This is a genomic window from Pedobacter nutrimenti, assembly GCF_032678445.1.
GTDB lineage: Bacteria > Bacteroidota > Bacteroidia > Sphingobacteriales > Sphingobacteriaceae > Pedobacter > Pedobacter nutrimenti_A.
The window spans coordinates 121,085-135,621 of sequence record NZ_JAVTSQ010000009.1; the positions used below are offsets into that span (position 1 = coordinate 121,085).

The 14,537-nt window shown below is 41.6% G+C and carries 12 protein-coding genes; 11 read left to right on the forward strand and 1 reads right to left on the reverse strand.

Translation table 11 applies throughout. The annotated features are described in order from the left end of the window. The first annotated feature begins 1 nt into the window (after window position 1). Window positions 2-1,075, forward strand: a complete 1,074-nt coding sequence (locus R2S08_RS17285) for a hypothetical protein (protein WP_316836310.1) — start codon at window positions 2-4, stop codon at window positions 1,073-1,075. A 10-nt stretch (window positions 1,076-1,085) separates the two neighbouring features. Here R2S08_RS17285 and R2S08_RS17290 read toward each other — a convergent pair whose 3' ends face one another. Then, window positions 1,086-1,325, reverse strand: coding sequence for a hypothetical protein (locus tag R2S08_RS17290; RefSeq protein ID WP_316836311.1), 240 nt, complete (start codon window positions 1,323-1,325; stop codon window positions 1,086-1,088). Window positions 1,326-1,414: 89 nt separating this feature from the next. Between R2S08_RS17290 and R2S08_RS17295 the strand changes: the two genes are divergently transcribed. The 10 genes from R2S08_RS17295 to R2S08_RS17340 all read left to right on the forward strand — a co-directional run bounded on the left by R2S08_RS17295 (window position 1,415) and on the right by R2S08_RS17340 (window position 14,532). Continuing rightward, window positions 1,415-1,846, forward strand: a complete 432-nt coding sequence (locus R2S08_RS17295; protein WP_316836312.1) for a hypothetical protein — start codon at window positions 1,415-1,417, stop codon at window positions 1,844-1,846. Window positions 1,847-1,985: 139 nt separating this feature from the next. Beyond that, window positions 1,986-3,752, forward strand: coding sequence for a circadian clock protein KaiC (gene kaiC, locus R2S08_RS17300; RefSeq protein ID WP_316836313.1), 1,767 nt, complete (start codon window positions 1,986-1,988; stop codon window positions 3,750-3,752). Next, on the forward strand, window positions 3,752-4,033 hold the full coding sequence (gene kaiB, locus R2S08_RS17305) for a circadian clock protein KaiB (protein WP_316836314.1): 282 nt from the start codon (window positions 3,752-3,754) through the stop codon (window positions 4,031-4,033). Before kaiC ends, kaiB begins: the two co-directional genes overlap by 1 nt. A gap of 17 nt (window positions 4,034-4,050) precedes the next feature. Continuing rightward, the gene (locus tag R2S08_RS17310) at window positions 4,051-4,338 is read left to right on the forward strand and encodes a circadian clock KaiB family protein (RefSeq protein ID WP_316836315.1); all 288 of its coding nucleotides are present in this window, start codon (window positions 4,051-4,053) and stop codon (window positions 4,336-4,338) included. A gap of 10 nt (window positions 4,339-4,348) precedes the next feature. Then, entirely contained in the window at window positions 4,349-6,040 is a 1,692-nt protein-coding gene (locus tag R2S08_RS17315; protein ID WP_316836316.1) for an ATP-binding protein, read from the forward strand. 205 nt (window positions 6,041-6,245) lie between these two features. Then, the gene (locus R2S08_RS17320; RefSeq protein ID WP_316836317.1) at window positions 6,246-7,919 is read left to right on the forward strand and encodes a MutS-related protein; all 1,674 of its coding nucleotides are present in this window, start codon (window positions 6,246-6,248) and stop codon (window positions 7,917-7,919) included. 67 nt (window positions 7,920-7,986) lie between these two features. Then, on the forward strand, window positions 7,987-8,286 hold the full coding sequence (locus R2S08_RS17325; protein WP_133780019.1) for a hypothetical protein: 300 nt from the start codon (window positions 7,987-7,989) through the stop codon (window positions 8,284-8,286). Window positions 8,287-8,800: 514 nt separating this feature from the next. After that, window positions 8,801-9,565: a carbonic anhydrase family protein gene (locus R2S08_RS17330; RefSeq protein WP_316836318.1), complete on the forward strand. Its 765-nt coding sequence runs from the start codon at window positions 8,801-8,803 to the stop codon at window positions 9,563-9,565. Between the two features lie 71 nt (window positions 9,566-9,636). Then, window positions 9,637-11,247: a tetratricopeptide repeat protein gene (locus R2S08_RS17335; RefSeq protein WP_316836319.1), complete on the forward strand. Its 1,611-nt coding sequence runs from the start codon at window positions 9,637-9,639 to the stop codon at window positions 11,245-11,247. Between the two features lie 177 nt (window positions 11,248-11,424). Continuing rightward, window positions 11,425-14,532, forward strand: coding sequence for a TonB-dependent receptor (locus tag R2S08_RS17340; protein ID WP_316836320.1), 3,108 nt, complete (start codon window positions 11,425-11,427; stop codon window positions 14,530-14,532). Window positions 14,533-14,537 lie beyond the last annotated feature (5 nt).

Consider the following 14,537-nt stretch of genomic DNA (forward strand, 5'->3'; position numbering starts at 1 on the left):
GATGAGGTATACTTTAGAAATACAGAAGCTCCTAAACCGGGCAAACCAGGAAAACATTCATCCTAAAGATGCAGCTAAATTGTTGATTGAGGCCATCCAGATTGCAGATGCAAATGAGGATATAGAATGGGGATATGAACTTCGGGAAGATTTGATGGATACACAATGGAGATTGGTTGGAAGAGAAGAGTTTGTTCGGGCATTTAGCTGGATGCTGAATACCTATGATGCAGATCCCGAAAACTATGCTGTTGAAGACCTGCTCTGGAAATATAAATGGATTATAGATGAATTGTTCTCCAACCCTGTAGTTCCTTTGGAACAACTGGACAATGTACTTTCCGATTATAAAAGGAGACTGGAAGAAAAAGGCTATGGTTTGCGTTCCTATTACAGCAAACTTCTTCATGAAGCACTGGGTCAAAAAGAATCGGTAGGAAGTAAAAAATACCTGGATCTGGTCAACTCACTTCCAATTGATGAACTGAGCGATTGCAGGGCTTGTGAAATGGATACAGAAGTTGCTTTTCTGGTCAATGAAGGCGATTTTACCGCTGCTTATCAGAAAGCGCAGCCATTGCTGCAAAAACAATACACTTGTGCGCATGTTCCCGTAATCACCTTGTGTCAGCTGTGTTACCTTGCAGTTAAAAATAATGAAAATGAAAAAGCGGAGGAATTATTTGTCCGCGCTGAAGAAGAACTGCAGGAAAGGGAAGAAGATTCCACTTTAATTGTGTCTATCGGATTGCTGATCGTATTCTTGTTCCATAACCATAAAGAAAAAGGCTGGGAATATATAGTGAAATACCTTCCATGGGCAATGGAATGCAGAACCAGCCGGGAGTTTTTCTTTTCGCAGTATATGGCCGAAGCACTGAAACTGGAAGATCAGGAAAAACAAGTTACACTAGAATTGCCGCATGAACATCCTTTGTATACTTCTGCTCATACCTATAAAGTAAAAGATCTCTACGACTTCTATTGTAAACAAGCACAAAGAAATGCCGCACAATTCGATGAACGTAACGGCAATTCGAATTTTTCAACTCAATTGGAGCAGGCTCTGAATTAACATTGCCTGCTTAAGAATCGGTACCTCCTTCTTTTGCTTTGGGGGCAATGTTATCTTCCGCATCCAAAGTAAAAGAACTTTCAGCAGCATTAAATGCTTGCTTTAATAATTCCGTATCAGGTTGCTCACCGGCAGCCTGATCATATTCTTCATCAAAGCCATTGGAATGAATGTCTTTTTGACTCTGCTGATCATCTGATTCCGAGTTCAGTGAATCGTCTAATGGTACGTTATCTTCTGGATTTATCATCTTCTTTATTTTTTAGGAATATAACAACTCAGGCGAACTAATGTTTCAATCGATAATATTGAGTACCTTTAAGGTCAGAAAAAATAATTATGAATTACGAAGAGTATTACAATGAGCTTTCAAGTGAACTGGAGAGGTCTGCAAGTGTATTGAAAGAATACGATGATTTGGAAGCACATTTTATGAGCTCAACGCACAGCCGTGTCAGGTATGAATCTTATGTTTTAAGTTCTATGCCAGTGGGAATTGTTGACATCGTCTATATCCTCACCTCCGGAACCATGACAGTAAGCTTTGATATGGAGCTGAAAAATACTCTTAAAAACAATACCAGGTTGCAGTACACATTAGGCGTGAGCCGTCTGTTTGATAAAGAGAGAGTCAAGATATTAGGCATTTTCAAATCACTAACTGAAATTGCAAATGACGATGTGCTCTTAAACATATTAAATGGGATCAGAAATGACCTTAGCAAAAATGAAGACAGGATTGTTAAGCTTAAGGAGCTTATGAGAAGGTAATTCTTCTTCTGAAAAACATTTTTTTTTACAACGGGCATGGCTATATAAGTTATGCCCGTTTTTTTATGCACTAAACATTTAGGCATTATCCTTGTTATTTACATCATTCCCAAGTGGAGAAATCTATAGAGCGTAAAATATGTCGGTAAAAAAAGAAACTTCATTACGTTTAAATAAGAAACTGGTCACAATGCCCAAGACTAAAACGGGCATTAATGGATTAGATGAAATTACCCTGGGTGGTTTGCCTTCTGGCAGGCCAACCCTGATTTGTGGTGGCCCTGGATGTGGGAAAACATTATTCTCTCTTGAGTTTCTAGTTCGTGGAGCCCAGGATTTCAATGAACCAGGTGTGTTTGTTGCATTTGAAGAAAAGGCTGATGAACTGCTGATGAACGTGGCATCCCTGGGCTTTGACCTGGAAAAATTACAAAGAGAAAAAAAGATCAGGATGGATTATATCCATATTGACAAAACTGAAATTGAAGAAACAGGTGAATATGATCTGGAAGGGCTTTTTATCCGACTTGGTTATGCTATAGACAGCATTGGCGCTAAGAGGGTCGTATTAGACACGATAGAGAACCTCTTTGCCGGATTGTCTAACGAAGGGATACTGAGGGCCGAACTCCGCAGGTTGTTCCGGTGGCTAAAGGATAAAGGAGTAACCGCGATTGTAACTGGTGAAAAGGGAAAGGAAAGTCTAACCAGGCAGGGCTTGGAAGAATATGTTTCTGACTGTGTGATCCTACTCGATCACAGGGTAATTAACCAGATTTCGACCAGACGACTGAGAGTTGTGAAGTATAGAGGTTCGCTGCATGGCACTAATGAATATCCGTTTTTAATAGATCAGGATGGGATTTCGGTCTTGCCGGTAACCTCATTAACTTTAGATAAACCTGTTTCGTCAGAGACCATCTCTTCGGGGATCGGTGCACTGGACGAAATGTTTCCTATGGGGGGCTTTTACAAAGGAAGCAGCATCCTGGTTTCGGGAACGGCTGGTACAGGAAAGACCAGTATTGCGGCCAGCTTTGTAAATCATGCCTGCTTAAAAAAAGACAAATGCTTGTTTTTTGCATTCGAAGAATCGCCTGCGCAGATTGTCCGTAACATGAAATCCATAGGCATGAACTTGCAGGAACATATCGATAATGGCCTGCTTCAGTTTTATGCTTCGCGTCCAACTATGTTTGGACTGGAGATGCATCTGGTTGCAATTCACAAGGCCATCCAGAAATTTAAACCTAAAGTTGTGGTGCTGGATCCAATCACAAATCTGATCACAGTAGGCAGCTTTAGCGACGTTAAGGCGATGTTGGTGCGGTTAATTGATTTCTTGCAAAACGAACAGATTACGGTGATGTTTACGGCATTAACTTTAAATACAGTTATAAGTGAACAGACAGATGACGGTGTTTCTTCGCTGGTAGATGCCTGGTTGTATATTAAAGATATTGAACTTAATGGTGAGCGCAACCGGGGATTATACATTATGAAATCACGGGGAATGCACCATTCCAATCAAGTGCGGGAATTTCTGATCACTAGCGGGGGGCTGGAACTGGTTGATGTTTATCTTGGCCCGGAAGGTATATTGACCGGTTCGGCACGGGAAGCGCAAATGTTATTGGAAGAAACAGGACAAATTTTACATAGCCATGCGGTAAGCCGCAAGGACAGGGAACTGCTCCGTAAACGTAAAATACTGGAAGCAAAGATTGAGAATTTAAAATCTGAATTTGAATCGGCCGAAGAAGAACTGAACAAGATTTACACGGAGGAGGAGATTAAAAGGAGAGTAATGGAAGAAAACCGGCAAAAGATCACAGAAATCAGAAAAACCAGTGGAAAGTCTTTAGCTGACAAGCAACAGAATAATAAGTCAAAAACAAACAAATAGTGGAAGAGAGATATGAACTGAGGCTGTATGTAGCTGGTAAGACCCAGAAATCAGTCACTGCACTTAGCAATCTGAAGAAGTATTGCGAAGAACATTTAAGCGGTCAGTATTCCATTGAGGTGATCGATCTTCTTCTTCAGCCGCAACTGGCAGAAGGGGATCAGATCCTGGCTATTCCTACCTTGGTGAAGAAAGTCCCTGAACCGGTCAGGAAAATTATTGGAGATCTCTCCAATAAAGAAAAAGTATTAGTTGGATTAGATATCCGTCCCAGATCTTAATTGTATTACGAAGGATTATGAATATAGAAGAGGAGCCAGTTTATATACTCAGGTTATTTGTTGCAGGAGCTTCTTCTAAATCGATTCGGGCAATCAATAACCTGCAGGGAATTTTAGACGAAAAGCTTAAGAATAAATATGAAATGGAAATCATTGATGTGCATCAGCAGCCTGAAATTGTAAAAAGAGATGATGTTGTTGCTGTTCCCATGCTCATAAAGAAATCTCCAGGACCGGAAAGGCGTCTTGTTGGAGATATGTCAGATACTCAGCGTGTACTGAGAGGATTAGGACTATTGGTATAAAATTTTGCTTTTGGAGAATTTAAAGACACTTAAGGAATTACAGGACCAATTACGGGAAACTCAGTTTCAATTGGAAGAAGCGAAAGATATGCTCGAGGCCATACGCCTGGGGGAAGTGGACGCGCTGGTTCTTAAAGGAAACGATGGGCATCAGATCTATACGCTGAAAAGTGCCGATCAGACCTACAGGATCTTTATTGAACAGATGACCGAAGGGGCAATTACCCTGAATGAGAAAGGGAATATTCTGTATTGTAATTCCCGTTTTGCAGGATTGGTTGGTCTCCCCCTGGAAAAAGTAACTGGTCGGCCACTCGTGAAATTTATAGATAAAAAAGACTTGAAGAAGTATGAAGTACTCATTGAAGGGGCGTGGGGAAATACAATAAAGGGTGAATTGAAAATACGTACCTCTACTGGCGAAAAAATCTGTGTACAATTGTCTTTGAAAATGCTGGACCTGGAAGAGGGGCTATCCATGAGCATCATTATTACTGATCTGACAGACCAAAAGAAGAACGAAAAATTATTAAAGCAAAGGAACAAACAACTAAAAAGAGCGGAGCGCATCGCAAATGATCTGAATGTTAATCTGGAGAAGACGGTTAAAGAAAGAACGGCAGAGCTCCGCCGAAATCAGGAGCAACTTGGCAGGATTCTGGAAACCATGGCCGAAGGCGTTGGCATAACCGATGTAGAAGGGAAATTGCTTTATGCTAATCCTATGGCACAAAAAATATTAGGATTAAAGCCAGGTGAAATTACAAAAGGAATATATGATAATCCTCAATGGCAAAACCTTCGTTTAGACGGTAGTTTTTTACCAGAGGTTGAACACCCGATGCATCTGTCAATGAAAACAGGGAAGCCTGTTTATGATTTTGAAATTGGTATCCGACCTCCCGGCAGGGAAACCTTTTACATCTCTATTAATGCTGCTCCCATTCATGATGAGGAAGGAAATATTACGGGGAGTATTGGCACATTTATGGACGTAACACATCGACGGATGGCTATCCGGCAGAAGGATGATTTCATTAGTGTGGCCAGTCATGAACTTAAAACGCCTATCACCAGTCTTAAGGCTTCTCTTCAATTGCTGAACCGCTTAAAAGATAAGAATGAAATTTCCTCCAGTAATATGGTTCCTCTGCTCATTCAGCAGGCCAATAAGAGCATGGACAAAGTGACGGCTTTAATTAATGACCTTTTGAATGCGGGGAAATATACGGAAGGGCAGCTCCACCTCAACAAGACCCGCTTCAGTTTGGTGAAAATGATTAGAGAGAGCCTGCAGCATCTTCATGCTTCAGATGGCTATAAAATAAATGTAACGGGTGACGAAGATATCCTGGTTTTTGCAGATGCCGACCGGATTGAGCAAGTGGTCGTAAATTTTGTAAATAATGCAGTTAAATATGCTCCTGAATCCAAATTCATCTTTGTCTTGATATCAGGAACGGACCAGGAATCAAAACTGGAAGTTAGAGATGAAGGAAACGGAATTGCTGAAGAGAAACTCCCTTATATCTTTGAAAGATATTACCGTGTAGATGAAAGTGGCAGTCAATATTCTGGACTAGGGCTTGGGCTGTATATTTCGGCAGGAATTATCAAGAAGCATGGAGGGAAAATCGGTGTGGAGAGTAAACCGGGAAAGGGAAGCACATTTTGGTTTAGTCTTCCCGCGGAGCAATTGTAAAAAAAAAATATAAATAAATGACATTAAAGTGGTGGTATATGTTGGAACAATAATTATATTTGCTTCGAGAGCGTTAATTTAAGGGGGTAAATCGAAAGATTTATCTCCTTTTCTTTTTTTACCCCTGACTCTCGGTTCATTGGATTAATTTCTTTTTCGGATCTCTAAATTGTATAGATTTGGCAGAAATTAAATCCTTTTCAAGATGATCTACCTGCTGGGTATTCCCGTTGTCCTTATTCTTCTGTGGTTTTTTATAAGATTCAAGCGTCAGCAGGAAATGCGAAAACGGGCAGAAGAAGTCATCACCAAATGGTCTCAGCCCTCTGAACATTCTATAGACTTCAAACAGCTCAAAGGCTACTGCGCTTACTTTGCACAGGAAAGCGGAGGTCATTTATCTGATGCAATTGCTGCGGATATAGATCTTGAAAATCTGTTTGCCTATATAGACAGGACCAACAGTAAGCCGGGACAACAGTACCTGTACCAGAAATTAAGATCCGGGAAGAAAGACCCCGAAGCTTTGAAACAACTTGATCTTCTGGCAGAGCAATTTGCTGCAGATGAACACCTCAGGATCAGTACAGAAATTGAATTGTCTGCACTGGGCAGTAAGAATGCCTATTATATACATGAATTGTTTACCACAAGTTATCAAGCTTTGTACAGCGGATGGATCAGTTTGTACATCCGCTTTGCTGCGCTGCTGTGGATTGCTTCAGTTGTATTGACTGTTGTTTTAAAGAACCAGATGTTTTTTCTGCTGAGCCTGGGTCTGACGCTGTTTAACTTCTACCTGCATTACGGCAATAAAAAGAAAATATCAAGCTATGTTCATTCGCTGCCGCAATTGTATAAGCTGATGAGGGCGGCCGAGCGTATACTGAAGCTGGTGGTCCATCCGGATGCTCAGTCCGCAAAGGCAAGCTTGAAGGAACTTGCACCGCTTCAGCGTTCCCTGAGTATGGTTAATTTTCAGGATAAAACAAGCGGAGATCCAACGGATCTCAGTGCCAGCGCACTTGAACTGATTAAAACCTTTTTGCTGGTAGAACCGGCAATGTTCCTCAAATCTGTAAACCGGATCAATCAGCAGAGGAGCAACATAGAAATATTGTTCAATTTTATAGGTCAAACAGATATGGCCATTTCAGTGCTTTCTTTAAGAACAGGACTGCCTTATTATTGTAAACCCGATTTCAGCGGGGTAAAAGAAGAACTTAAGGTGACTGATCTGTACCATCCACTGGTGGAAAACTGTGTGGCCAATTCTATTAAAGTAAAGGCGGAACAGGGGGTATTGATCACGGGTTCAAATATGTCAGGAAAAACCACTTTTATCCGCTCTTTGGTCATCAATGCGCTCTTGTCGCAAACTTTATATACTTCCTGTTCCAATTGTTATTCGGCGCCTTTTATGAACCTGTTTACCAGTATCCGGATGAGCGATGATCTGGAAGAACACAAGAGTTATTTTCAGGCTGAGGCTTTGTCGATCCTGGATATTGTGAATAAAACGATGGGACAGAAGGAGAGCAGTCTGATTCTGATTGACGAGATCTTCAGAGGCACCAATACGATTGAACGTGTTGCTGCTGCTAAAGCCATTCTGTCTTATCTTACGGCCCATAAGAATTTTACCTTCGTTTCTACACATGATCTGGAGCTGGCAGAGCTGCTGGGTAAGGAATATGCAGTGTATTCATTTGAAGAATTGGTATCTGAAACGCGACTGGTATTTGATTATAAGATTAAACCTGGGGTACTGAAAAATAAAAACGGGCTGGCTATTTTATCTTCAATGGGCTATCCACAGTCTATTATTGAAGATGCGACTGCCATCAGTACGGTTTTGCGAAAAAAATATGATCTTTAATTCACAGGTTCAGAACTTTTTCAAATACAATTGCGTTATTTTTGATTATGTATTAATTTAGGCGGATATGCACGAATATAAGGAACAACTTTTTCAGAACCTTAAAAGACATCTAAAGGGTTCAGGGTGGACATTGGTTAAGCTATTTGAAGGCAGAGGAGAGATCCGGATCATTCTTCCAGGTAACCAGGATGTGAAGACTGAATTTGAAAAGATTTACAGCATTCTGGATCAGCTGCCTGACATAGATCTTGAACCCGAACAGGTTATCATTGGTTATTGTAATAAAGACGCGATCAATTATCATTGTACGATTATCAATCCTGATCAGGAATTATTGATAAAAAGCATGTATTTAAACGAGTAGTTTTTTATAAGTGAATTTTTGGAAAATTCTGTACAACTGCTTCAAGACTAACGATATCAGGCGGGCTGAAGAAGCCCGCAGATCTCTGAGGTCTTTCCGCAGTGTACGAGAATTTTCCTTAGCAAATTGCAGAGGAGGGTGGTGACCGGGTAAGGCGCAGAAACCGGGTAAGGCGCAGAGATTAGGTAAGGCGCAGAGATTGGGTGTGATGCAGAGATTAGGTGTGGTGCAGAAAGTGGGTATGGTGCAGAAAGGGGGTATGGATGGGGTCTGGGTTATACCTTGATCTGTGTTGGTTGTTCGATGATCCGGCCTTTTAGCGCCGATTGTTCGGTAGAAGTACCTGTTTGCCTAAGTTACGTCGCAGGAGCGGCGGAGAAGTGACGAACCGAGACGAAGCCACGTCTCTTTGTCTCGTCACTGAGTCTTATACGGATATAGCTATATAGTTGGTCTATTTTATTTATCCATTTAAATAACTACAATTGTGCTGCAAATTTAAACTTCGGCATTAATGAGCATTTTAGACACCCTACTCGTTTTCTCCCTAATTGTAATGGTTATTTTATTTGTCTTAAAGGGCAAAAATAAGGCAGGAACTCAACAAGGTGCTGTGGAAGATGAAATGAGTATTGACAAAAAGGAGGTGATTGCTGGAAAAGTACTCACTGCAGAAGAGCAGTCTGCCCTTGCGCCTGATACCGTGCTTGCTATTTTAAAAGAAGGGAACCGGGAATTTGTAGAGGGTGCCTTAACCGTAAGAAACAATTCTGAAAGAATTCGTCAGGCCTCTTTGGGTCAGTATCCACTTGCCGTTGTGCTGTCCTGCCTGGATTCCAGAGTTCCGGTAGAGGATGTTTTTCATCGGGGTATAGGTGATATTTTTGTCGCCAGGGTTGCGGGGAATATCGTCAATGAGGACATCCTGGGGAGTTTGGAGTATGCCTGCAAAGTTTCAGGTTCCAAGGTGATCCTGGTTCTTGGACATGAGCACTGTGGTGCTATTAAATCTGCTATTGATGATGTCAAGTTGGGAAATATCACCCCGTTACTGGCTAAAATACGTCCCGCGGTGCTGTCTAGCAGTGATTTTGTAGGTGAAAAGACATCTGCTAATGCGAAATATATGCACCATGTATGCGAAGAGAATGTAAAACTCAGTGTACGCAATATAAGAGAACATAGCCCGATCCTGAAAGAAATGGAGGAGGAAGGGGAAATCCTTATTGTCGGTGCTGTATACGATATGGGGACAGGCAAAGTAAATTTTTCCATGTAATTGCCTTAAAGATTCTATCTTTAACAACAGGATGTCTATTCATAACAAAGACGATCGGAAAATAACCAGATATGCTGAATAAAATTGGGATGGCTGCGGTGTTCAGGACTGCTGTTCTTGCTGCTTTATTTTTAATTTGTATTTCTTGCTTTGGTCAATCTGAAAGAGATCCGGTGAAGCAGAAAATTGCCTTATTGAACCAGAAAGCAAAACGCCTGAATCAGGACTCTACCAATCAGGCTATTGCTTATGCTTATCAAGCCTACCTGCTGGCTTACGAGAATAAGTTAAAGGAGCAGGAAGCGGATGCGATGGTGATCCTTGCTGAAGGTTATTTGTACAATGATATTTACGATCTGGCACTTGAATATGGCTTTAAGGCGCTGGAAATCTATAAAGTCAAAGGAACCCGGGAGCAGATTGCCGCCAACTATACTTTGCTGGGCTGGATCTATTATGATGTGGAAAATGCGGAACTTTCATTGAAATATCATACCATGGCTTATGAGCTGTATAAGAAAATTCATAATGAAAATAAAGCATCGGTTTCTTTAAATGGTATTGGCCTGAGCTATCAGTTAAAAAATGAGTTTAAAAAGGCGGCTGCTTACTTTAAGCAGGTATTGGCCGAAGCGGAACGTCTTCATAAAAAAGTACTGATCAGTGCGGCTTATAATAATTTGGGCATCAGCAGCAATAACGAAGATGACTATAACCAGGCTATTCTTTACTTTCATAAATCACTGGAATATTCAACAGGGCAGGTGCTTTCTCTTGCAGAAGTTCATAACCAGATGGCTTTTTCGCTGGTGAAGCTCGGTCGTTATAAGGATGCAAAAGAATCATTGGATAAAGCGCTGTTTTATATCAGCCAATCCAGTTCCAACTCTAAAAAGGAAAACCTGCTCGACAATTATAAAGTTTCCTCACAGCTCTATCAGTTAACTGGTGACTACCAAAAAGCTTATGAAAATATCCAAAAATACAATGCCATAAGAGAGGAATTCCTATCCAAGAACAAAGTAAATGCTTTGCTCTCTATGACGATGAAGAGGGAAGCCCAGGATAAAGAGCGGCAAATCAAAGCACTTTCCCTGGAGAAGAGCCTGAAATCTTATCAGCGGAACACATTGGCCATTATTATTGTGCTGTTGGTTATAATTGGGTTTCTGCTGTATAATAAGCTGCGGAGCAGGCAAAGAAAGAATACAGAGCTTGCAGAAATTAAACAGCAAGCCTTAAATAATAAATTAGAGTTCAACAATATGGAGCTGAAAAATTATGCTCTATATATGTCACATCGGAATGAGCTTATTACAAATTTTATTGAGGAATTAAGCGTACTGGACAAATCCGGTTCTGCAGAAATATCCTTAAAACTGCATAAGTTGATCCACAAATTTCGGTATGACATTAATATTGAAAAATACGTGGAAGATTTCAATTTGCAGATAGAAACCAAATACCGGGATTTCTTTTACAACCTGCAGCAGAAATTTCCTGATCTTACTCAAAACGAACGCCGGCTTTGTGCGCAGATCCGTCTAAGTTTGTCGATCAAAGAAATTGCCTCTCTGAACAATATTTCTGTTAAGTCAGCTGAAATGGCGAGGTACCGTTTGCGTAAACATTTTGGGCTGAATCCTACCGACAGTCTCAATGATTTCCTGAAATCTTTCTAATTTCAAAATGTTGCCTTAAATGGCTTCTATCGCCACATGTAGAGGTCGTGTAGGGGTAGTTTATGTTCGATGTAGGGGTAGGTCCCTTCGTTTTTTGCCTTATGTAATCTTTAGGTTTGAGTAACCAATGTAGCCAGGCCAGAGGTCTGGATATTTATCAACTTCAAACCAAATATTATGATTAAAAATTTACGATGGTCAATTCATTTCCTTTTTGGGCTGCTTCTGATCTTCCTGGGAGGAAGTGTCTATGCCCAGAATACCCTGGTTAAAGGGCAAGTCTTAAATGAGATCGATCAGCCGGTAGCCGGCATTAGCATCAAAATAAAAGGGAGTACTACAGGAACCACGTCAGCCGCAGATGGTAGTTTTTCGATCAGAGCGGGTGCAAAGGACATTCTGATTTTCTCGGCGGTCAGTTTTAAAACACAGGAAATCCCCGTTGTTCCAGGGAAAGACATCACCGTAAAGATGATCATGGACATGAAGGGGCTGGACGAAGTGGTTGTGGTGGGCTATGGTACACAGAAAAAAAGCAACCTGACCAGTGCGGTCAGTTCTGTAAGCGGAGAAAAGCTAGACCAGGTCGCTTCCAATAATCCTGTAAATGCTTTACAGGGCCGTGTAGCGGGCTTATCTGTCAGCAGCCCAGGAGGCAATCCAGGCCAGTCTTCGGATGTTCGTTTAAGAGGTGTAGGAACTTTTGGCGCACACCAGCCATTGTACATCATTGACGGTGTTCCGGGCGACCCATATTATTTGAGCAGTAATGATGTTGCTTCCGTTGAGGTGCTGAAGGACGGTGCTGCCGCCTCTATCTATGGCTCTAATAGTGCCAACGGGGTCATCCTCATCACCACCAAAAAAGGTAAAAAAGGGGCGCCAATAATTGATTTTTCAGGTTATTACAGCGCGGTTAATCCGACAAAGAAATACAGTTTCCTGGATGCCAATGGCTATAAGCAGGTGCACAATCAGATGTATACCAATGCCGGCGAATCAGCACCGGATTTTCCTGCGTATATCACCAAAGCCAGCAATAACAATACCGACTGGCAGAAGCTGATCAACCGTCAGGGCATTTCACAAAACTACAATCTGGGTTTAAATGGAGGAGGAGATTATCTGACCTATGCTTTGAGTGGTGACCTGACCGACGATAAAGGGACATTTATTGGTTCTGGTTTTAACAAAAAATCCTTTAAATCAAGGAATGATTTTACAAAGGGCATACTGACTGTAGGAAGTAACATTACGTATACGGAAACCATGTCTGAGCCAGCAAAATTTGATGTTAAAGATGCCTATTTCCAGTCACCTTTACTACCGGTATACGACACCAAGGAAAAATACGGATACGGATTAACCGAAAACGGTCTGCCTAAATTTCAGAATCCGATAGCGGCTGATCATTTCCTGGAAGCCAATACCAAAATTAAATACCTGGCCGCCAATATGAAGGTAGGACTTCAGTTGTATAAGGGCCTGAAGTATACCGCTAACCTCAGTTATATTTCTTCACAGCAGGAAGATTATTCCCACCATCCGCCCTATAGAGCCAATGCCAACGATCCTGCGGTGTCTTATCCACAGGTATATGACAGGATCTCCAATTATAAAGAACGTTTGATGGAGCATTTGCTCAACTATGACTTTGATATCGATAAACATAGTTTTAAATTACTTGCAGGTTATACCGCACAGGAGAAAACCAACCGGTACCTGAGCGCAACTGTAGATGGCAAGACCATTGTCCGCACGGTGGTTAATGGCAAAATTGTTGAAACCGAAGTGCCGGCAGGTTTTAGCAATCCTGATTTTAATACGATTAATGCAGGCCTGGGCGGTACTTTTAATGCTACCGGGTCCAACAATAAATATGTTCGCCTGTCTACACTGGGTAGATTTAACTATGCCTACGACAATAAATATTTGTTACAGGTTTCCGTGCGCCGGGATGGTTCTTCTGTATTTGGAGAGGACAGAAGATATGGAGTATTCCCTTCCGTATCTGCGGGCTGGAACATTAACAAAGAGAATTTCCTAAAAGAAATAACCTGGTTAAATGCTTTAAAACTCAGGGCAAGTTATGGCGAACTGGGTAATGAAGGCGCATTGGGCTTTTATGACCATCAGGCCTTGATCACGACCGACAACACCTGGGCAGGAGGTTATGTACAAGGCTCGGGGGCCACGCCATGGCCAGGTTCGGCCAGCTATTCTCTGCTGAACAGGGATTTGCGCTGGGAAACTATAAAATCTAAAAATATTGGACTTGACTTTGGTCTGTTCAACAATGCGCTGACCGGATCGTTAAACTATTTTAACAACACAACCGATGGATTGCTGATCACCAAAGAGGTGCCGCCATCGGCTGGATTAAACAATCCCATCCTGAACGTAGGCAAGATCGCCAATAAAGGACTGGAACTGGAAGCCAATTATAAATTCTCAAGAGAAGACTGGCATTTTGATTTTGGTGGTGCGTTCAGTTTGTTGAGAAACAGAGTGATCAGCCTGGCCAATGCAGATCAGATATTGATGGGAACCGGATTAAGGTATGGAACAGACCATATCCCTACACAAACCAGGGTAGGTAAAGAAATTGGTGCTTTCTATCTGTATGAAGCCAATGGTTTGTTTCAGTCTGATGCAGAAGCTGCCAACTATAAAAATTCAGCTGGCGAGCGTTTACAGCCGGATGCTAAAGCTGGTGATGTGAGGTTCCGGGATACCAATGGAGACGGGGTAATTGATGAGAAAGACAAGACTTACCAAGGCTCAGGTTTTGCCAGAGTGGAATACAGCTTAAACATGAGCGTAAATTATAAGAATTTTGACTTGTCACTTTTCTGGCAGGGTGTAGGTGGCAATAAGATTTATAATGGTAACCGTTTTGAATTGGAAGGTATGGATGCCGGAAGAAATTTCCTTTCTACCACTCTGGATGCCTGGACACCTCAGCACACCAATACAGATATGCCTCGTGCAGTGCTTGGTGATCCAAATGGCAATGCCAGAGAATCGACCCGTTTTTTGGAAAATGGAGCTTATCTCCGGTTAAAACTGGTACAATTGGGTTATACGCTTCCGGCTAAGGTGCTTCAAAAGATGAAGGTCAACCGATTGAGGGTGTATTTAAGTGCCCAAAACCTGATTACGATCACTAAATATTCAGGTCTTGATCCCGAAGTGGGCAATTTCACCGTACTGGATACAGGGGTAGACCGTATGCTTTATCCTCAGAATAAGAGATTACTGGCTGGTCTTCAACTAACTTTTTAACCTAA